The sequence below is a fragment of the Pseudomonas sp. NPDC089554 genome, from assembly GCF_050280645.1.
Classification (GTDB): Bacteria; Pseudomonadota; Gammaproteobacteria; order Pseudomonadales; family Pseudomonadaceae; genus Aquipseudomonas.
This window is the reverse complement of sequence record NZ_JBNNVR010000003.1, coordinates 46,575-66,079: the sequence shown is the minus strand read 5'-3', so window position 1 is coordinate 66,079 and position 19,505 is coordinate 46,575. Positions and strand designations below refer to the sequence as shown.

Genomic DNA, 19,505 nt, shown 5'->3' with positions numbered 1-19,505 from the left:
CCAGCCATCTTGTCTGCTGGTGGCCGGGCCCTGTGCTGTTATGGCAAGAAACGTGTGTAGGCCTCCCGAGTCAGGCTGCGCATCAGCTCGAGTTCGGCGGCGCGCTGCTCCACCATCAGGGCGTCAACGGCCGCCATGTACACCTGCTCGGTGCTGGCTTGCGGATCCAGCGCCTCTAGGCGCTCATGGAAAGGCGCATCCATGGCCTGGAAGCGCTCGCGATAGTTCTCACGCAGATACGTTTGCCAAAAGTCCCTGCTCACCAGCGACAGGCTCAAGCTGTTGTTGTTCTCCTGAGCCAGCACCGTGACCCTGGCATCGCGCAGGTCCCCGCGCCCCACGTGGCTGACGTTGCCGAAATTCATGTATTCGGGCTGCTCCGGCAGCCCCAGGCTCTTGGCCAGCCCGACACGAAAACCCAGGTAGATTTCCACGTCATCGACCTCGTCGATGGGGCTCATCCTCCTGAGCGTGTCGACATAGGACGCTGCTATTCGGTCCACTTGGTCGAGGCGGAACAGAGACCGACCCAACTCCAGCAATGCGCGCTCAGCCCCAGCCCCCGTAAGGCCCGAAGTGCTGCGCACCACCATGACCCGTACTTCAAGGGCGGCCAGCAGCAGCAGGAGCTGGTCCGAGCAGGTGCGCACGCCAGCCACCTGCTGGAACACAGCCTCGCGTACCTCGCTGTTCTGCTCGCATATCTCGATGATCGCCCAAACCCGCTGGCGCATCCGCGCCGGTTGGTTGAGGTAGTCGTCCGAACGCCCCAGGTCCCGGAAAAAACGGAAGAGGTCCAGGGCCTGTTGCCCGTGCTCGGCAGCCAGCCGATCCCACAGGGCCAGGTGCCGGCTGCGCTCAGCGGGCGTCAGGTCCGCCAGCCAGGTATCGCGCGCGGTCTCGCTGAACGCTGCGTGCTCGCCACGCGACGGGTACGGAGACAGTGATTGCAGGCGAGCCCTGCTGTCGTCCGACAAGGGATTGTCGTGCAATACGAAGCGTCCCAAACGCGAGCGATGGGTTTGTATCAGCACTTCGCTGACCACATGGATACGGTTGTCCCGTAGGTCGATGGCGTCGAGAGAGGGATGCTCGAGCAACCCGACAGGCACACCGCTCAACCCGGTATTGCGCAACGAGACCGTGCGCAGGGCGCGGGCAGCGGTCAGGTCCGGCACCATGCCGACCGGGTTGCCACTCAGGTCGAGCCACTGCAGGCTCGTCAGTGCCGACAACCTGCCGTTGCCCTCGACATCCAGAACGAGCTGGTTGTCCGCCAGGTTCAGGTGGGTCAGCTGAGTAAGCTGCTCGATGCCCTCGGGCACGGTCACCAGCGTATTGCCGCTAAGGTCGAGTCGGCGCAAGCCGGAAAACCGCTCGATGAACGCCCGTTCCAGGGTGGCCAGCTTCAGGTTGCGCAGCGTCAGGTGACTCAGATGGCCGAACTGGACATGCTCGGGCAGGGTCGGCAACTCACCGACGACCTCGCCATCGACGATCAGCTGGTAGTTGCCAGCCGCATCGCTCGACTTGCGCCGCCAGGTGCGGCGCAGGTACTTGGCCAGTCGACGACGCTGGAGCCGCTGCAACAGGCCATCGCCCTCGCGGCACCACTGCTCCAGTGTCGCGCGCAATGACGATAGCTGACGCTCCAGGTCGACAAGGTGCTGCCAGGGCGACAAGCCCGCCGACACCTGCTGCTCGAGATAATCGCCGATCTGCCCTTCGCTGAGGGTCGGGAACAGTCGACGCATTCCCCTGGTGAGGCTGGCGACCGCCCCTTGCCCACGCCCGCTCAAGGGATAGCCCAGGCGCCCATCTCCCAGCCGCACCGGAGGGCGCAGGCCACGCGCCGGGGCAAGCATACCGATCAAGCTGGCGGCCTGCTCGCGGTCGGCATTGATCCTGCGCAACACGGCAGTGGTCAGTTGCTTGGCGGTGGGCTGGACGACACCCAGTTGCAGCTTCTGTGACAGCTCCATATGCCACAGCAACGCCTGCGCCAGGCTGTCCTCTGGCGTACTGCCAACTACCGCCTGCCCGGCCGCGTCGATGGCCTGATGGCCTTGGGCAGTGCAGACGATACGTCGCACCTGCGTCGCCTCGTCCGCTCCCTGACGCGCCAGCACCACCCCATCGGCCGCGCCGTCGCGCAGTTCCACCCTCACCTCCTGACGCCAGGGCATCAGTTGGTCGGCCATGCGTAGCATCAAAAGGCGCGTATCGGTGTTGACCGCTTGGGCCTGCAACAGCCCGGCACAGGCCCGGTCCAGGCGTGCATCGCGCAGTGCCCAACGGGCCTGCTCGGCCAGCGGCAGGGGGACTTTCGAAGAGGCCAGCATCCGCGCATGTTGCGCGCCGCTGGCCAGCGCATGGATCGCCTTGGCGCTGCGCCGGCTCAGGTTGGGAAAGTCACGCTGCAACAGTCTCGGCCCCGCCTCTTCGGCCTGCTGTCGACCGGCGATGCGCAACTCGACCGCCTCGGCATCCAGGGCTGGCTCGGCCACATGCAGGCGATGGCGATCCAGTGCGTCGATCAGCCTGGCCGGCGCTGGCGCGCCTTCCAGATGCAGCCGACGCAGGCGGTCGGCATCGATACCGGTGGTCTGGGTCAGTGCCCGGGCCTCGACATCACTGACATCGGCCAGTGCGCTGCCTAGCCGCGCCAGCAACAGACGCTCATCCTGCCAGTCGCCAGGCTGATCGAGATCGTGATGCCAGCCGCCCGTGCCGTTATCGCGCAGCACGGGCGAATAAGCGCCTTCCCTGATCGGGTGGACGATTCGCCACTCGCCCTCGCCCACGGCAGGCTCGACCTTGAAGCTGCCAGCGTGCAGCTTCAGTGCGTGTTGTTCGACGTGACTCTGCACCTGACCGATCGCCGCCTCCACCTCGCGACTGCGGTAGGCATCCAGGGACGCGTTGCACAGCCGCAGGCGGTCGTCGACCAGCACCGGCAACAGCCCGTCGACAAAGTCCACGCGCTGCGCCAAGCGCGCCACAGCCGCCGTGGCTGCGGCAGTGCCCGCGCCCACCACCACGCTCGCCGCCACGGCGAACACGTGCCCGAGCGCCGCCTCGCGGTCGCCCAACTGCCAATCCTGGTAACCCTCGTACACCTCGCGGGCGACCTGCACCGCGCTGACGCCAAGCATCGCCAGGCCAAGCCCGGGGACGAACAACGAGGCCAGCGTCAGCAGGTCGAGCCCGGCGCTTTCATATTCGTGCAGGCGCGCCTCCCGGGTCGCCCGGTCTTCGTCCTCGGTAGGCACTGCCAGCACCCGGGCATCGTCGATGATTCGATCGGTCTGGGCTCGGCGCAGGTAAGGCAGCAGTTCGCCCTCGATGGGCAGGTCACGTCCGTCCAGCACCACCGCGACCGTCCCTGGCTCAGCCAGCAACGCGCTCAAGGCATGGGTGAAGGCGGGACGGTCGCGCTCGCTGACGAACCGGGCGAAGAACGCCGGATAGCCCGGCTCACGCATACGTCGACCGAGCACCGCGTACAGTGCCGCCCACGAGGCATGGCGCCCGAGCGCACCCTCTGGGTCGCCCGGTATCCAGGCGACCACGCCTTCCAACGGCGCATCGCTACTGGCATCGCGGCGGATTTCCAGGGTGACCGGGCCAATCATGCGCTTGCCCAGCAGGTACAGCTGCCGGGGACGCACCGACACTGCATAAGCCGGCACGATGGCCGTGGCACTGACCACCGGCAACAGTTGCAGGAAGGTACGTTCGTCGATCGCTTGGCTGAGCGCACCCAGGCGCAACTGGGCCTCGAAATTCGAGCGCAGGATTTCCTCGAGCCCTTTCTCCAGTGCCCGGGCTACCTGTGGGTCGGTAGGTGCCAAATGGCTCTTGAGGTAGGTCTGGTACTGCCCACCCAGATCGAGTGTGCGGCACAGCGCAATGAACTGCCCTGGAGCAAGCGCCAAGGTGGCGCCATTGTCGTCGAACAGACGCGAGTCGGACTGCAAGGCCGTGTCGTCCTCTTCGCTGGCGGCAAAATTGTGCAATGCGCCAACCAGCAGGCCCTGCTCCGATTCGTGGCGGATCCAGCTCAACGGCCCTACGGGCAGGACCAGCGGGTCGAGCTCACGCCACACCCGTAGCATCCGGCACTTGCGCACATCGAGCAGCTCCCCGGTCGCCTCTTGCATGGCCTTGACCAGCAGCGGTTCGGCAAAGGCGTCCAGGGAAACGACCGCGCCGCGCAAGGTCTCCAGCTGGGTTTGCGCCCGTTGCTGGGTCAGCAGCGCCTGGTGCAGTGCGTTCAGGCGATCGACGCTGGCGTTTTTCATCCAGTGAGGAAGCTGCTCGGCAATGAACGCATCGACCGAATCGCGGGCAATAGCGGAAGAGGTCATGGTCTGTTCCTTCGGTTTTAGGGGAACCGGAGAACACCACAGCCATCCGCTTCAGCGGAGTTACTTAACGCTCACCGTCGCCATGGTTACGTTCGAAGGTTGCGCTGCCCATGGCCCGTATCTGTCCCTCGATAAGCGCCTCGAAGGGTTGCAGCAAGGCATCGAAGCAGGTGGGTTGCTCGAGGATGTTCAAGGCCTGTACCACTGCCTCCAGCGTAGAAAGCGCGCCAGGCTCGGGCGCCTTGCGCAGGCGATAACGCGATGCTGCGACCGCCTCCAGGGTCACCCTGGGCAGCGCCTCGAGCAATGGGTTCAGGTACAGCAGCTTGCGTGCCTTGCGCCAGGTGCCGTCGGGCACGATCAGCAGCAGCGGCCTGTCATCGCACGATCCGTAAGCCACCAAGGGCTGCGCCTGCTCACCTGGGAAAAGCAACGTCGCGCGATACCCCGAGGTGTCCAGCAGAGCAGGCAAGTCATCGAACACCTCGCCCACACGCAACTCGGCATTGACCAGCCCCAAGGCGGCCAGGCGGGCAGTGTTCAAGGCGTGGGAAGATTCGCTCGGGTGTTGCAGCACGACCACGCGGGTACGGCTGTCGAGGCGCGGAATCAGCGGGCAAAGGCAGTGGTCCAGCGGGCGCTGGCAGCGCTCGCAGCGGGGTCTGGGCATCGGTATCTCCTTACCGGGCGCAGTGTGCCACAGCCTCAGGTAAAAGCCCCCACGTCCCTGTGGGGAAAATACGACGTCAGCGGTTGAAGCGTTCGGCCAGGCTGTGCAGGTATTCGGCCATGCGTTCCAGGTCCTGGCTGATCTCGGCGCCCTGCTGGGCCTGCCCGGCGCTCTGGTCGCACAACTGGGCGATGCGCACGATCTGCTGGTTGATGTCCTCGGCCACGTGGCTTTGCTGCTCGGAAGCCGTGGCCATCTGCTGGCTCATGCCAGTGATGCGGCTCACTGCCTGGACGATGCCGCACAGCGCCGACTGCACCGCCTCGACACTGTGTACGCTGTCGCGGGAGATCTGCTCGCCCCGGCTGGCGCTGCTGACCGCCCGCTCGGCGCCGGCACGCAACGAGGCAATGATTTGATGGATTTCCTCGGTGGAGGAGCGGGTGCGCTGGGCCAGCGAACGCACCTCGTCGGCCACCACCGCGAACCCCCGCCCCTGCTCGCCCGCCCGTGCAGCCTCGATGGCGGCGTTGAGCGCCAGCAGGTTGGTCTGCTCGGCGATAGAGGTGATCACATCCACCACGCTGCCGATCGACTGGGTCTGCTCGGCCAGGGCATTCACCGCCTGGCCGATATCGCCCACCGCCTCGCTCATGCTGCCCATGGCCTTGAGGCTCTGCTCGGCCAGCTCGCTGCCCTGCTGCGCCAGCTGGTCGCAGTCGCTGGCGGCGTGGGCGGTGCTCTGCACGTTGTGGGTGACCTGCTGGATGGTCGCCGCCATTTGCGCGATGGCGGTGGCCGACTGGTCGGTTTCGCTGCGCTGGCGGTCGAGCATCTGCGCCTGGGAGTCGGACAGCTCGGCGGACTGCGCGGCCCGCGACTTGACCCCGACACCGGCATCTACCAGGCGGGTCAGGGCCGTCTGCAAACGCGCCTCTTCGCTGACAATGGCCAGGTCCAATTGCCCACGCAGGCCAGGGCTATCGCTGTAGGTCAGGGCCACCAGCGGGCTGGTGAAGGCCTTCGGGTGCTCCGCCAGGGTGCGGCGGATGGCGCTGTTCTGGCGTAACTCGATGAGGTACCAGGCGCCCAGCAGGCTGGCCATCAGCACCGCCAGCGCGGCATAGGCCGGCAACCACAGGTAGGCGGCGGCCGACAGCAGCCCGGCCACGACCAGCGGCCAACCTTCGCCCAGGTGATGCAGCACACGCGCCGCCCAGGGCACCGGCCGCTGCCCGGCACGTAGCCGCGCGTAGAGCGCCTCGGCGCGGCGGATCTGTTCGCGGCTGGGCACCGAGCGCACCGACTCGTAGCCGCTGATGCGGCCATTTTCGTAGACCGCCGTGACGTAGGCGCTGACCCAGTAGAAATCGCCGTTCTTCGCACGGTTCTTGACCACGCCCATCCACGGCTTGCCCTGCTTGATGGTGTCCCACATATGGCCGAACACGGACGGCGGCATGTCAGGGTGGCGCACCAGGTTGTGCGTCTGCCCCACCAACTCGTCGTAGGTGAAGCCGCTGATCGCCACGAAGGCATCGTTGCAATAGGTGATACGGCTGTTGAGGTCGGTGGTGGAGATCAGTCGCTGCTCGCTGGGGAACGTTCTTTCATGCTCGGTGACGGGCAAATTCATGCGCATCGTGGCGATCCTTGCTGTCGAGATATGAGAAATTTCAACAAAGCAAGTAAAGGTTTAGCAGAGCTTTTTCAGGCTGGTGATGAGGATTTAGTAGGAAAGTTCCCTATCTGACGGAATGTATTTACAGCGTCTGTCCACGCAATTGGACGCAATCGCCCGCTGTAACCTTTCACCCAACGTTCAACTGCGACTTGAGCAGGTCACGGAAAGTCTGGATCAAAGGCTCCCGGCTGCGCCCGCGGCGGATGATGAGCGAGAACGGCGCCTGGTAGCCGAACGTGGCAGGCGACAGCACGCGCAGGTCGCCCTTGTCGACCCAAGCCTGCGCATAGTGCTCGGGCAGGTAGCCAATGTAGGCGCCGGAAAGAATCAGGATCAGCTGCGCCTCCATGCTCTCCACCGTCGCCGCGCTGTGCTTGAAGCCGTGGCGTGCCAGCTCCGCCTGGCTCCAGTAGCCGCGCCCGACCATGCGCTGCTGGGTGATGACCTGCGCAGGGATGCGCCGCTCGCTGAACAGCGAATGGCGGCTGCTGCAATACAGCCAGTGCTGTTCGCGGTACAGCGGTTGGTAGACCAGGCCACTCATGCGCGAGGAAAACGCGCCGATGGCCAGGTCCAGTCGGTTGTCCTGCACCCCAAGCTGCAGCTCATAGGGGCTGGACACCGACAGGTGCAGGTGCACGCCCGGATGCTCCTGGCTGTAGGCACCGATGGCTTCGGCCAGCGGCAAGGCGCGGTCGCCGACCGTGGAGTCGATCACCCCCAGGTTCAAGGTGCCGCGCAGTTCACCCTTGAGCGCTGCGGCATACTGTTCGAAGCCGTCGAGCTCGGCGAACAGGCGCAAGGTCTCCTGGTGGAACAACTCACCCTTGCTGGTCAGGCTGAAACCACCACGACCGCGGTGGCACAGCACCAGGCCCAGGGCGCTCTCCAGCTGGCTCATGTAGGTGCTGATGGCCGAGGTGGACAGGTTCAGCTCGCGCTGGGCATTGGCGAAACCCTGGTGGCGCACCACGCTGACGAAGATGCGCAGCAGTTTCAGGTCGGGCATGGAAGACGCCATGGTGCAGGGGTTCCGCAGGCTGGAAATGCGCAGAGTCTAACTCGCTCGATGGCCTTTAGTTCAGAAATTCCTGAAGTAAGTATTTGTCGGTAGCGATTCTTCCCGGCCACTACCTTGCGCAGACTGCGGCGAAATGTCCCTGCTTGCCGACCGCTCACGTCGTAGCAGAGGTACTGACAAACAGAACAATCGCAAAACTGATGAGGCCCACCGTGGACAAGATTCTCCACCAACCACTGGGCGGCAACGAAATGCCGCGTTTCGGCGGCATCGCCACCATGCTCCGTCTGCCCCACCTGCCAAGCGCCGAAGGCCTGGACGCCGCCTTCATCGGCGTGCCGCTGGACATCGGCACCTCGCTGCGCTCCGGTACCCGCTTCGGCCCGCGGCAGATCCGCGCCGAGTCGGTGATGATCCGCCCCTACAACATGGCCACAGGTGCCGCGCCGTTCGACTCGCTGTCGGTGGCCGACATTGGTGACGTGGCGATCAACACCTTCAACCTGCTCGACGCCGTGCGCATCATCGAAGAAGCCTACGACGAGATCGTCGAGCACAATGTCATCCCGATGACCCTGGGCGGCGACCACACCATCACCCTGCCGATCCTGCGGGCCCTGCACAAGAAGCACGGCAAGATCGGCCTGGTGCACATCGACGCCCACGCCGACGTCAACGACCATATGTTCGGCGAGAAGATCGCCCACGGCACCACTTTCCGCCGCGCCGTGGAAGAAGGCCTGCTCGATTGCGAGCGCGTGGTGCAGATCGGCCTGCGCGCCCAGGGCTACACCGCTGACGACTTCAACTGGAGCCGTCGCCAGGGCTTTCGTGTGGTGCAGGCCGAGGAATGCTGGCACAAGTCGCTGGCGCCGCTGATGGCCGAGGTACGCGAGAAAGTCGGTGGCGGGCCTGTGTACCTGTCCTTCGACATCGATGGCATCGACCCGGCCTGGGCGCCAGGCACCGGCACCCCGGAAATCGGCGGCCTGACCACCATCCAGGCGATGGAAATCATCCGCGGTTGCCAGGGCCTGGACCTGATCGGCTGCGACCTGGTGGAGGTCTCGCCCCCCTACGACACCACTGGCAACACCTCGTTGCTGGGCGCCAACCTGTTGTTCGAGATGCTCTGCGTACTCCCAGGCGTGGTGCGCCGCTGACGCGCGTCTCGCCCCGTAGCAACCCAGGCAGGAGCCATGGGACAGGGCCATAGAGGCCCACCACTATAAGACAAAGACCGCCGGGCACGGTGAGCCCGCCCGAGCGGTCGATCTCGCCATAATAAAGATAATCGGAGACACCCCATGGCCTTGGACATCATTGTTGTAGTGCTCTATGCCGCCGCCATGCTCGCGCTTGGCTACTACGGCATGCGGCGCGCGAAAACCCACGAAGACTACCTGGTAGCCGGGCGCAACCTCGGCCCGACCCTGTACATGGGCACCATGGCCACCACCGTACTGGGCGGTGCGTCCACCGTCGGTACCGTGCGCCTGGGCTACGTGCACGGCATTTCCGGCTTCTGGCTGTGCGCCGCGCTGGGCCTGGGCATCATCGCCCTGAACCTGTTCCTCGCCAAACCCCTGCTGCGCCTGCGCATCTTCACCGTGACCCAGGTGCTGGAGCGGCGCTACAACCCCATGGCGCGCCAGGCCAGCGCGGTGATCATGCTGGCTTATGCGCTGATGATCGGCGTGGTTTCCACCTTGGCCATGGGCACCGTACTGGAAGTGTTGCTGGACGTGCCGTTCTGGATGGCGTTGCTGTTCGGTGGCGGCGTGGTGGTGGTCTACTCGACCATCGGCGGCATGTGGTCGCTGACCCTGACCGACATCGTGCAGTTCGTCATCAAGACCGTGGGCCTGATGTTCATCCTGCTGCCGGTGTGCGTCTACAAGGCCGGCGGCTGGGACACCCTGGTAGCCAAGCTGCCGGCGGCCAGCTTCCAGCTGACCACCATCGGCTGGGACACTATCATCACCTACTTCCTGATCTACTTCTTCGGCATCCTGATCGGCCAGGACATCTGGCAGCGCGTGTTCACCGCGCGTGACGAGAAGGTCTGCCAGCGTGCAGGCACCACCGCCGGGATCTACTGCGTGCTGTACGGCCTGGCCTGCGCGATGATCGGCATGGCCGCCCATGTGCTGATGCCAGACCTGGCCAACCCGAACAACGCCTTCGCCGAGATGATCAAGACCACCCTGCCCGACGGCATCCGTGGCCTGCTGATGGCCGCGGCACTGGCGGCGATGATGTCCACCGCCAGCGCCGGCCTGCTGGCAGCGTCCACCACCCTGACCGAAGACCTGCTGCCCAAGCTGCGCGGCGGCAAGCAGTCGAGCCTGGGCGTGAACCGCCTGTTCACCCTGCTCACCGGCCTTGCGGTGCTGGGCATCGCCCTGGCGGTGAATGATGTGATCGCGGCCCTGACCCTGGCCTACAACCTGCTGGTCGGTGGCATGCTGATCCCGCTGATCGGTGCGATCTTCTGGAAACGCGCGACCACCGCCGGTGCCATCGCCAGCATGTCGCTGGGCTTCGTCACCGCGCTGTTCTTCATGTTCAAGGACGGCATGGAAGCCAACTCGCCGATCTACTACAGCCTGGCGGTGGGCCTGGTGAGCTTCGTGCTGGTCAGCCTGCTGTCGCGCAAGCCAACGGCGGCGGTAAACCTGGCTTGAAATAACGCGACAACGAAAAAGGCCGCTGCATCGCACTGATGCAGCGGCCTTTTTTCATGGTTTCAGCGGCGACGCGGCTGGCGTTTGCGCTGTTCTTCGTCAGTCGGTATCGGTACCGGCTGCAATGGTGGCGGGAGCAAGCCCAGGGCGACAGCAAGGTCGTGGAGCCAGTTGTACATGCGCTTGTTCATAGTGCCCCCTTTACGGGTCAGCCTCACGGCAAATCCAAGTCTTGCGATGCTTCATACAGATCATAGTCGGATGTTCTGTATTGCGCATGCCTCTATTCATACACATAAGGGCGAGTTTGACGCGGATCAAGCAGAAAGCGCGTGTGCCGACGGCCGGTCAACTGTTTCCGCTTGTTGCAAATCGATCCAGAGCCCCGATCGGAAACCCGTTCAGCCGATCACCCGCCGCAATTGCCGACGCACCCAAGGCTCGGCGCTGACCATCACGACCCCCAGCAATACCATCAGGGCCCCCAGTACGAAGTTCAGGCTCAGCGGCTCGCCCAGTAACAGCACACCGAACGTCACGCCAAACAGCGGTGTGATGAACGAGAACACCGCCAGGTTCGAAGCCAGGTACTTGCGCAGCAGCCAGAACCAGGTGAGGTAACTGAAGAATGACACCACCAGGCCCTGGAACAGCACGCTGCCGATGGCCAGCGGGGTCAGTACCACGGCGCCGATCTGCCCGCTCAGCAACGCCATCAGCAGCAGCCCGGCGAAACCCACCGCCAATTGGTAGAACAGCGTCAACGTCGCAGGCGCCTCCGACAGGCGCGACGCGCGTACTACCACCGTGGTCGCGCCCCAGGCCAACCCCGCCAACACGCCCAAGGCATCGCCCCATAGCATGGAAGCATCGAGGGTCTCGAACGACATGCCCCCGGCGAATGCCGTGGCGATACCAGCGAATGCCAGCAAAATCCCCAACCACTGCAGAGGCCGCAAGCGCTCGCTGGGCAGCAACAGATGCAGGCCCAAGGCAGTGAATACCGGCGCGGTGTAGAGAAATACCGACATGTGCGCTGCCGACGTCAACTTCAGACCTTCGGCGATGAACAGGAACTCCAGGCCGAACAATCCACCGGCCAACAACCCGGCGCGCCATGTGCTGCCAACCTGTCCCCAACCACCGCGCCAGCAGATCATCAGGCCCACCAGCGCAGCGGCGATACCTGAGCGCAGGGCGGCCTGCATCACCGGGGCGATATCGGCAGCGGCCCATTTGATCAGTACCTGCTGGCAACCCCAGATCAGGCATAGCCCGAGCATTACCTGCAAGGCAAAGGCATCGGGGTGTTTGCGGGCCGCACTCATGGGCGGCCCTCAAGGTTCGGGGTTGGCATCGGCAACGCTCGGCAGTGAAAAACGGACTGCCGATTATCGGGTGTGCCGCCCGCGTATGACCAGCCTCGAACGCGTGATCAGGCGATCTGCGCCTTGGCCGATACCCGCTCGAAGGTACTTTCGTCCAGCGCGTCCGCCTGTTCGTCCAACACCTGCCGCGGGTGCTCGAAGCCGGGGATGCTGCTGTCGATCAGACTGAGCAGGCGCGAGCCGCGCTCGGTGAGCACGAAGTTCTTGCCATTACCGCCATCTTCGGCGGGCCGGCTATCGATGAAGCCGCGCATGAACAGCAGTTGCTCGTACTCGCAGGCGAGGGTTTTCAAGTGGTCCAGATCGCCCACCGGCTCGCCTTGGGCGGCCAGCGCGGCCGCATGCTGCTCGGCATAGGGGCGGGCGGTGAAGGTATGACCGGCGCCGTTCTGCACCTCGTGCAGCAAGCGTTCGATCAGGTCCCAGTCGTAGGTGCTCATGGTGGTGGCCTCTTGCTGTGGACAGGGGTACACAGCTTCGGACTCACGGGGTCACGGCAACGTTCAAACAGAATCAACGCAGGCGTTGCTGCGCCTGCATGTATTGACGCAGCAATTGGTTGATCCGGGTTTGGTAACCGCTGCCCTGCTCCTTGAACCAGGCCAGCACGTCGGCGTCCAGGCGAATCGTCACGGCTTTCTTGGCCGGGACCTGCAGCTGGGCTTGCTGGAAGAATGCTTCGTCCAGCTCCGGAATATCCGAAGTGTCGATGTCGTGGTCCTGCTGGCGGGCCAGGCGGCTCCAGTCAGTGCTGGATGGTTTGGTCATAACGTATGGCCTCCTTTCTGGTGGCTTTTCGGGCGGAAATGATGCGAATCACATCACCACGCCGCTCGGTATATACAACCACGCCAACCAGCCCTCTCAGCCAACCAAGGCTGACCCAGCGGGCCTCGTCGTAGTCATATCGGTCATCGCACACGCTCAACATTGGGTGCAGGAACATTTCTGGCACGTCACGGAAATCGATACCGTGCTTACGAATGTTGAGCAGGTTCTTGCGCTCATCCCATTCAAACTGCATGAGACTGCACGTATTTACTTTTGTACATACACAATACGCCCTCCTGGCGACGAAGGCTAGAAGAGGCGTGAGGCGCAAATCAATTGGGCAAATGATCGAAAATGAAGATAAGGAAAAGCCCCACGCAGGACAGGGACGGCAGCTACACGCAGCTCATAGGTTCACCTGAACTTTCCAAACGCGTTAGCGCTCAACCCTTCAACCCTGTTGCGGAGGCTGTCGTTATGAAGATCGTGCACAGCGTCACACTGCTCACCACCCTGCTCTTCACCCTGCCCACCTGGGCCTGCACCCCGGAAGAGGCCACGCAAAAGCGCGAGGACCTGGCCAAGCTGGTTACCCAGCTGACCGAACAAAACCCGCAAAAGGCCAAGGAAATCAACGATGAGCTGCAAGGCATGGAGCTGGGCACGGCGAGCAAGGACTTGCCGGACAAATGCCAGCTGATCGACAAGCGCATCGCGGAATTGAAAACAGCAGAGAAGAAAGCAGAGTGATCGAACCTCATCGCGGCATTGCACCGCGATGAGGCAACAAAACGCCGTTACTCAGCGGCAGGCGCGCGCTTCTTCAGTGGCGCCATGCCGTCGGCGCTGGCCAGCGGCTTGGCTTTAGGCTTGCCTGCCGGCTTGCGCTTGGCTGCGGCCTTCTTGTCGGCGCCACCTTTCTTCTCGACCTTTTTCTTCTTGGTACCAGCAGCCTTACCCGAGGCCTTGACCTTCTTCGGCCCGCTGTAGGTGCCCTTGACCTCCTTGATGACCCGGCGCTCGAACTGCTGCTTGAGGTAGCGTTCGATGCTCGACATCAGGTTCCAGTCGTTGTGGGTGATCAGCGAGATGGCCAGGCCTTCGCCGCCGGCACGGCCAGTGCGGCCCACGCGGTGCACGTACTCGTCGCCACTGCGCGGCATGTCGAAGTTGATCACCAGGTCCAGGCCGTCGATGTCCAGGCCACGGGCTGCCACGTCGGTGGCCACCAGTACCTTGGAACTGCCCTGCTTGAAGCGCTCGATGGCCAGCTTGCGGTCTTTCTGGTCCTTCTCGCCGTGCAGTACGAAGGCTTTCACGTCCTTGGCCACCAGGTGCCCGTAGATACGGTCGGCCAGGGCGCGGGTATTGGTGAAGATGATCGCCTTGTCGAAGGTCTCGTTGGCCAGCAACCACTGCACGATCTGCTCTTTGTGCTGGTCGTGGTCGGCGGTAATGATCTGCTGGCGGGTGCCTTCGGCCAGTTGCGAGACGCTGTTGAGCATCAGGTGCTCGGGGTCCTTCAGCACCTTGCCGATCACCTCGCGCAGGGCTGCACCGCCGGTGGTGGCGGAGAACAGCAGGGTTTGCTCGCGGTTCTCGCATTCCTTGCACAGGCGCTCCATGTCCTCGGCGAAGCCCATGTCGAGCATGCGATCGGCTTCATCGAGCACCAGCACCTGCACATGGGACAGGTCGAGGTTGCCGGCATTGAGGTGCTCGAGCAGGCGGCCCGGGGTGCCGATCAGCACATCCGGCACCTTGCGCAGCAGCGCGGCCTGTTCCTTGAAATCTTCGCCGCCGGTGACCAGGCCCGACTTGATGTAGGTGAACTGTGAGAACAGCTGTACCTGCTTGAGGGTCTGCTGGGCCAGCTCGCGGGTCGGCAGCAGGATCAACGCGCGAATCTCCACCCGAGGGCCGCTCAGGTCGACCAGGCGGTTGAGCATCGGCAGCACGAAGGCAGCGGTCTTGCCACTGCCGGTCTGCGCCGTCACCCGCAGGTCGCGCCCTTGCAGGGCCAGGGGAATGGCCGCCGCCTGCACCGGGGTCGGCTCGACAAATTTCAGCTCGGCCACGGCTTTGAGCAGGCGTTCGTGCAGGGCGAATTGGGAAAACACGGGTGTACCTCAGGTAGATGCGGACAATTCGGTTGCATAGGGTAACGTTTTCCGCGGCCTTAGCCGAATTTCTTTTGGCATCCTGCGCCGCTTCCACGCTCTAATGGCGCCTCGTTCCACACTGCACGGCATTTGGTTTCACATGGATATTCAACGACTCTGGCACGACTCCCTGGACCTCTGGGGCACCCTCGACCAACACCCTTTGCTCCACGCCGCCCTGGGCCTGGCGGTTTTGCTGCTGGTTTCCCTGCTGCTCGGGCGCCTGGCGCGCCTGCTGGTGATGCACGGCTCACGCCTGCTGGCCCGGCAACCGGCGCTGCGCTGGCTCGACGACCTGCGCCACAACAAGGTGCTGCAACGCTTGGCGCAAACCACGCCGTCACTGGTGATCCAGTTCGGCTTGCGCCTGGTGCCGGAACTCTCCGACAACGCCCAGCACTTCCTCGGCAACGTCGCCCTCGCCTTCACCCTGCTGTTCATGACCATGGCGTTGTCGTGCCTGCTCGATGCCCTGCTGGACATCTACGCCCGCACCGAACACGCTCGCACCCGCTCGATCAAGGGCTATGTGCAACTGGCCAAGATGGTGCTGTGGGTGTTCAGCGCGATCGTCATCGTCGCCACCCTGATCGACCGCTCGCCACTGTTGCTGCTGTCGGGCCTGGGCGCCATGTCGGCGGTGCTGCTGTTGGTATACAAGGACACCCTGCTGTCGTTCGTCGCCAGCGTGCAGCTGACCAGCAACGACATGCTGCACGTGGGCGACTGGATCGAGATGCCCCAGGTCGGCGCCGATGGCGATGTGGTGGACATCACCCTGCACACGGTCAAGGTGCAGAACTTCGACAAGACCATCGTCTCCATCCCCACCTGGCGCCTGATGAGCGAGTCGTTCCGCAACTGGCGCGGCATGCAGCAGTCCGGAGGGCGGCGCATCAAGCGCAGCCTGTTCATCGATGTCGCCGGGGTGCGCTTTCTCACCCGCGAGGAAGAGCAGCGCCTGAGCCAGGTAAGCCTGCTGACCGACTACCTGGCTCAGAAACGCCAGGAGCTGATGCACTGGAACGAAAGCCTCGGCCCGGTGGCAGAGCTTTCGGCCAACCGCCGCAAGCTGACCAACATCGGCACCTTCCGCGCCTTCGCCCTGGCCTACCTCAAGCATCACCCGCATGTGCAGCAAGGCATGACCTGCATGGTCAGGCAGATGCAGACCACTGCCGAGGGCGTGCCGCTGGAGATCTACTGCTTCACCAACACCACGGTCTGGGCCGAGTACGAGCGTATCCAGGGCGATATCTTCGACTATCTGCTGGCGGTGCTGCCGGAGTTTGGCCTGAGCCTGTACCAGCAGCCGAGCGGCAATGACATGCGCGTCGGGTTGGCGGGGCGTAGCGCCCCGGACGCCTTGCCGCAGCTCCCGCAAGAAATGAACGAAGCCTGAGGCAGCGGGGCTGCTCCCTCGGCCCTTTTCTGGCAGGAAAATTCTATGTAGGCCCTATGGCGATATGAAATTCCCATGGGGTCATGAATTTCTTGAACATAGTGTTTAGTGCCGATAGCCAAAGATCAAAAAAACCATCAATTTTTCACCCCACAGTTACATCTTCTGAAACAGATACTTTCAGCTTTAATACCTCCTCTTGTAGTCCGCTTCTGAATTGCGCTCCTCGCTCCATAACGTATTGCCCCAACACTTTCCCAGACCTAGGCTGCACCACTCGACCGAATCGTCGGGCAGCGTTGCCCCACCAGAACAATTGTCAGGGAAAGATCAGCATGGCTTTGGACGCGTACATTCAGATCGACAGTATTCCAGGCGAAGCACTGGACGAAAAATACACTCAATGGATTGAAGTGCTGGGTTACGACTTTGGCGTCAGCCAAAGCACTTCTGCTACGGCAAGTTCCGCAGGCGGGGCGACATCAGGCCGCACCTCAGTGACCAACTTCACATTCACCAAATACCTCGACAGTGCAAGTTGCAAACTGATGGAGGCCAGCTGCACGGGCCTACATCTGAAAGAGGTGAAACTCGCCCTCTGCCGCGCAGGCGGTGAAAAACTCAAATATTTCGAAATCACTCTTGAAGAAGTGATCATCGCCGAGTACTCGCAGAGCGTGGACACAGGAGTACCGCTGGAAGTGGTGCAACTCAACTACGGCCGGATCAAGACCACTTACACTCAGCAACGGCGCCTTGATGGCAGTGGCGGCGGCCATATTGCCGGCGGCTGGGACCGAATTGGCAATAGAAAGTACGCGTGAGGATGCTGCCATGTCTGAAGCCCGCACATACCTCAACCTCAAGCTGCAAAACTATCACCGGCTGAAATCTGACCTGGCGCTCACCGGCCACGCGCTGGAAAAATTCGATGTGCTGAATGCGCACATTGCCAATACGGTGGTCCGTAGCGGTGAACTCATCATCCTCGGCGACCCCACCACGGCGTCCTGCACCAGCCAGGAAGCCTGGATGATGAGGCAGGCGACCATCGTGCACATGGGGCTGATGCGCAACGGTCAAGGAGTGGATAACTTTTTTCTGGATAACTTCGAAATCCTGAAAAGCCTGATTGCGCATGCGTCCATGGGCGCGGGCGTGGCCAGTGAAGGGTGGAGCACGCATCTGAAGGCGATCGAAGCGACGCTGATGGATATCGAGAAACTGCATCAGCAGTACCTTGGATCGGGGGCGACCGGTAGCCGGGATCAGTTCTATGCCAAGCGCTCAGCTTTGTTCATGAGGCTGGACGAGCAACTGAGCAAGATGGCGGCGTACGGTTCCGGTCTAAGAAACAAGGGTTCGATCAAAAGGACGTTAGGGATCTCCACGAAGAGCTATTTGCATACAGGTGAGATTGCAGGGTATGCCAACAAGGTTTCGAGGGTAGCGAAGGCTTCTAACCTAATCAAGAAAGGAACCTATGTCGGGATTGCGTTAGATGTAGCTGCTACTGGCCTTGATATACATAAAGCCTGCGTACTGGGGCGTGAAGAGGAATGCCAAAAAGCAAAATATGTTGACGCGGGCGTAGTCAGTGAAGGGAGGAGCAAAATCATACAATGACGCCTGTTTTATTGGCGCTCATCGCTGTCTTCTCGTTCATGACCATGTGTATTTGCACATGCATATTTATATACATAGCAATATTTCAGATCAAAAAAAATCGAATCATCTCTCATGGCCTGCAAATTCGTAGAAGACAACATCACCCTTTATTCAAATGCTGGAATTATCGGAAAAGCGATGCGAGCTTGCATGGTTGCCGGAATGCTAACCACACCGAAATTTTACACTCATCGAGGCTTGGCCGATGCTGACCAATAAAAAACTTTCCCCATGAAAAAAAACGAATCATGCAAATAGCCTGGACTGAACTAATGTTATCTTTCAGCACATTAATCATGGTGCACATTGCCAATAAATTATTCAGCCCTACCTGAAACGGCCAGGCCTCGCTCAGCGAGGCCTGTGCTCGCGCTCAAAACCTGGGCTTGAGCGCTTGCCAGCTTGGGTCGTACTTCTGCATCTGAGTTACATCGTTGCGCTGGCGAATACCGCACGTCAGGTACAGATCATTGAGCTTGGCCAGCTGTTCATAGTCCAGCTCAACGCCAAGCCCAGGCGCCCCGGTCAACTGCACGCAACCGTCGACGATAGGCAACTTGCCGCCCTTGATCACCTCTTCCTCCGGCTCCTGCCACGGGTAATGGGTATCACAGGCGTACGACAGGTTGGGCACCGCCGCCGCCACATGGGTCATGGCCATCAGGCTGATGCCTAGGTGCGAGTTGGAGTGCATGGAGACACCCAGGCCGAAGGTGTCGCACATGCGCGCCAGGATTTGCGTATCCCGAAGCCCGCCCCAGTAGTGATGGTCGGCTAATACGATCTGCACGCTGTTCAGGGCTACGCTGCGACGGAACTCGTCGAAGTCGGTCACCACCATATTGGTCGCCAGCGCAATGCCCGTGCGCTTGTGCACCTCGGCCATGCCCTCCAACCCCGGGCACGGGTCTTCGTAATACTCCAGGTCGTCGCCCAGCAACTCGGCCATGCGCAGCGAGGTTTGCACCGACCAGTTACCGTTCGGATCGATACGCAGCGGGGTGTCGGGAAATGCCTTGCGCAGCGCCTTGATGCACGCCACCTCGTGCTCAGGCCCCAGCAACGTGCCGGCCTTGAGCTTGATGCTCTTGAAGCCATTCTCCTCGATCATGGTGCGAGCCTGCGCCACCACCTGCTCCGGGCTGATGCACTCGCCCCAACGGTCGGCCTTATAGGGGCTGCCCACATGTTCGGCATACTTGAAGAACAGGTAGGCACTGAACGGCACGCGGTCACGCACCGCGCCCCCGAGCAAATCCACCAGCGGCATGCCCAGCGAACGTGCTTGCAGGTCGAGAAATGCCACTTCGAACGCCGAGTAGGCATTGGCCACCTGCTTACTGGGGTGAGAACCCGGCGCCAGCTCCGCCCCCGCGTTGCCGCCCGGCTGAAGCGTCGCGACCGTCTTCACCACCCGGGCGCGCAAGCCATTGAGGTCGAACGGGTCCAGGCCAACCAGCGACTCCTGCATGGCCTGCAAGACACTCAGCACTGGCGCATCGCCGTAGCTCTCGCCCAAGCCAATGAAGCCGCTGTCGCTTTCCACCTCGATGATAGAACGCAACGCATAGGGCTCGTGGATGCCGCTGGCGTTGAGCAGCGGCGCATCACGAAAGGCGATCGGCGTCACGCGAACTTGCTTGATCTTCATCACTCACTCTCCAACATTCGTCGATTGTCGC

General features: G+C 62.5%; 16 protein-coding genes and 1 pseudogene. 6 read left to right on the top strand and 11 right to left on the bottom strand.

What is annotated here, in order from left to right:
• Positions 1–38: 38 nt before the first annotated feature.
• The 4 genes from ACQKPE_RS01965 to ACQKPE_RS01950 form a co-directional block, all read right to left on the bottom strand.
• Positions 39–4,370, bottom strand: coding sequence for an NEL-type E3 ubiquitin ligase domain-containing protein (locus ACQKPE_RS01965; RefSeq protein WP_427663084.1), 4,332 nt, complete (start codon positions 4,368–4,370; stop codon positions 39–41).
• Positions 4,371–4,434: 64 nt separating this feature from the next.
• The gene (locus tag ACQKPE_RS01960; protein ID WP_427663083.1) at positions 4,435–5,040 is read right to left on the bottom strand and encodes a tRNA-uridine aminocarboxypropyltransferase; all 606 of its coding nucleotides are present in this window, start codon (positions 5,038–5,040) and stop codon (positions 4,435–4,437) included.
• Positions 5,041–5,116: 76 nt separating this feature from the next.
• On the bottom strand, positions 5,117–6,682 hold the full coding sequence (locus ACQKPE_RS01955) for a methyl-accepting chemotaxis protein (protein WP_427663082.1): 1,566 nt from the start codon (positions 6,680–6,682) through the stop codon (positions 5,117–5,119).
• 169 nt (positions 6,683–6,851) lie between these two features.
• The gene (locus ACQKPE_RS01950; RefSeq protein WP_427663081.1) at positions 6,852–7,745 is read right to left on the bottom strand and encodes a LysR family transcriptional regulator; all 894 of its coding nucleotides are present in this window, start codon (positions 7,743–7,745) and stop codon (positions 6,852–6,854) included.
• 212 nt (positions 7,746–7,957) lie between these two features.
• On the opposite strand from ACQKPE_RS01950, the gene speB reads away from it, so the two are divergent.
• Positions 7,958–8,908: an agmatinase gene (gene speB, locus ACQKPE_RS01945; protein WP_427663080.1), complete on the top strand. Its 951-nt coding sequence runs from the start codon at positions 7,958–7,960 to the stop codon at positions 8,906–8,908.
• 144 nt (positions 8,909–9,052) lie between these two features.
• Positions 9,053–10,432, top strand: coding sequence for a sodium:solute symporter (locus ACQKPE_RS01940; RefSeq protein WP_427663079.1), 1,380 nt, complete (start codon positions 9,053–9,055; stop codon positions 10,430–10,432).
• A gap of 62 nt (positions 10,433–10,494) precedes the next feature.
• Here ACQKPE_RS01940 and ACQKPE_RS01935 read toward each other — a convergent pair whose 3' ends face one another.
• The 5 genes from ACQKPE_RS01935 to ACQKPE_RS01915 form a co-directional block, all read right to left on the bottom strand.
• Positions 10,495–10,623, bottom strand: coding sequence for a PA1414 family protein (locus tag ACQKPE_RS01935; RefSeq protein WP_256815133.1), 129 nt, complete (start codon positions 10,621–10,623; stop codon positions 10,495–10,497).
• Between the two features lie 210 nt (positions 10,624–10,833).
• Positions 10,834–11,760 (bottom strand): DMT family transporter, encoded by a 927-nt coding sequence (locus tag ACQKPE_RS01930; RefSeq protein WP_427663078.1) that lies wholly within the window; start codon positions 11,758–11,760, stop codon positions 10,834–10,836.
• Positions 11,761–11,867: 107 nt separating this feature from the next.
• Positions 11,868–12,260: a transcriptional regulator gene (locus tag ACQKPE_RS01925; RefSeq protein ID WP_427663077.1), complete on the bottom strand. Its 393-nt coding sequence runs from the start codon at positions 12,258–12,260 to the stop codon at positions 11,868–11,870.
• A gap of 73 nt (positions 12,261–12,333) precedes the next feature.
• Entirely contained in the window at positions 12,334–12,588 is a 255-nt protein-coding gene (locus tag ACQKPE_RS01920) for a BrnA antitoxin family protein (RefSeq protein ID WP_427663076.1), read from the bottom strand.
• Positions 12,566–12,844 (bottom strand): BrnT family toxin, encoded by a 279-nt coding sequence (locus ACQKPE_RS01915; RefSeq protein WP_427663075.1) that lies wholly within the window; start codon positions 12,842–12,844, stop codon positions 12,566–12,568. The genes ACQKPE_RS01920 and ACQKPE_RS01915 overlap by 23 nt, the downstream gene beginning before the upstream one ends.
• A 224-nt stretch (positions 12,845–13,068) precedes the next feature.
• Between ACQKPE_RS01915 and ACQKPE_RS01910 the strand changes: the two genes are divergently transcribed.
• Complete coding sequence (locus ACQKPE_RS01910) at positions 13,069–13,341, top strand: hypothetical protein (protein ID WP_427663074.1); 273 nt, start codon at positions 13,069–13,071, stop codon at positions 13,339–13,341.
• Positions 13,342–13,388: 47 nt separating this feature from the next.
• Here the strand turns inward: ACQKPE_RS01910 and ACQKPE_RS01905 are convergent, their stop codons facing one another.
• The gene (locus tag ACQKPE_RS01905; protein ID WP_427663073.1) at positions 13,389–14,711 is read right to left on the bottom strand and encodes a DEAD/DEAH box helicase; all 1,323 of its coding nucleotides are present in this window, start codon (positions 14,709–14,711) and stop codon (positions 13,389–13,391) included.
• 142 nt (positions 14,712–14,853) lie between these two features.
• On the opposite strand from ACQKPE_RS01905, the gene ACQKPE_RS01900 reads away from it, so the two are divergent.
• The 3 genes and pseudogenes from ACQKPE_RS01900 to ACQKPE_RS01890 all read left to right on the top strand — a co-directional run.
• Positions 14,854–16,155, top strand: a complete 1,302-nt coding sequence (locus ACQKPE_RS01900; protein WP_427663072.1) for a mechanosensitive ion channel family protein — start codon at positions 14,854–14,856, stop codon at positions 16,153–16,155.
• A 329-nt stretch (positions 16,156–16,484) separates the two neighbouring features.
• Positions 16,485–16,979, top strand: a complete 495-nt coding sequence (locus tag ACQKPE_RS01895) for an Hcp family type VI secretion system effector (RefSeq protein WP_427663149.1) — start codon at positions 16,485–16,487, stop codon at positions 16,977–16,979.
• Positions 16,980–16,989: 10 nt separating this feature from the next.
• Positions 16,990–17,760: pseudogene (locus ACQKPE_RS01890) on the top strand (hypothetical protein); the annotation flags it as partial.
• A gap of 436 nt (positions 17,761–18,196) precedes the next feature.
• Here ACQKPE_RS01890 and ACQKPE_RS01885 read toward each other — a convergent pair.
• Complete coding sequence (locus ACQKPE_RS01885) at positions 18,197–19,474, bottom strand: glucarate dehydratase family protein (RefSeq protein ID WP_427663071.1); 1,278 nt, start codon at positions 19,472–19,474, stop codon at positions 18,197–18,199.
• Positions 19,475–19,505 lie beyond the last annotated feature (31 nt).

What these genes read in the sequence shown, in the direction of transcription:
- ACQKPE_RS01965 (WP_427663084.1), bottom strand. Translation starts at nt 4,370, where the DNA reads ATGACCTCTTCCGCTATTGCCCGCGATTCGGTCGATGCGTTCATTGCC.
- ACQKPE_RS01960 (WP_427663083.1), bottom strand. Translation starts at nt 5,040, where the DNA reads ATGCCCAGACCCCGCTGCGAGCGCTGCCAGCGCCCGCTGGACCACTGC.
- ACQKPE_RS01955 (WP_427663082.1), bottom strand. Translation starts at nt 6,682, where the DNA reads ATGCGCATGAATTTGCCCGTCACCGAGCATGAAAGAACGTTCCCCAGC.
- ACQKPE_RS01950 (WP_427663081.1), bottom strand. Translation starts at nt 7,745, where the DNA reads ATGGCGTCTTCCATGCCCGACCTGAAACTGCTGCGCATCTTCGTCAGC.
- ACQKPE_RS01940 (WP_427663079.1), top strand. Translation starts at nt 9,053, where the DNA reads ATGGCCTTGGACATCATTGTTGTAGTGCTCTATGCCGCCGCCATGCTC.
- ACQKPE_RS01935 (WP_256815133.1), bottom strand. Translation starts at nt 10,623, where the DNA reads ATGAACAAGCGCATGTACAACTGGCTCCACGACCTTGCTGTCGCCCTG.
- ACQKPE_RS01930 (WP_427663078.1), bottom strand. Translation starts at nt 11,760, where the DNA reads ATGAGTGCGGCCCGCAAACACCCCGATGCCTTTGCCTTGCAGGTAATG.
- ACQKPE_RS01925 (WP_427663077.1), bottom strand. Translation starts at nt 12,260, where the DNA reads ATGAGCACCTACGACTGGGACCTGATCGAACGCTTGCTGCACGAGGTG.
- ACQKPE_RS01920 (WP_427663076.1), bottom strand. Translation starts at nt 12,588, where the DNA reads ATGACCAAACCATCCAGCACTGACTGGAGCCGCCTGGCCCGCCAGCAG.
- ACQKPE_RS01915 (WP_427663075.1), bottom strand. Translation starts at nt 12,844, where the DNA reads ATGCAGTTTGAATGGGATGAGCGCAAGAACCTGCTCAACATTCGTAAG.
- ACQKPE_RS01910 (WP_427663074.1), top strand. Translation starts at nt 13,069, where the DNA reads ATGAAGATCGTGCACAGCGTCACACTGCTCACCACCCTGCTCTTCACC.
- ACQKPE_RS01900 (WP_427663072.1), top strand. Translation starts at nt 14,854, where the DNA reads ATGGATATTCAACGACTCTGGCACGACTCCCTGGACCTCTGGGGCACC.
- ACQKPE_RS01885 (WP_427663071.1), bottom strand. Translation starts at nt 19,474, where the DNA reads ATGAAGATCAAGCAAGTTCGCGTGACGCCGATCGCCTTTCGTGATGCG.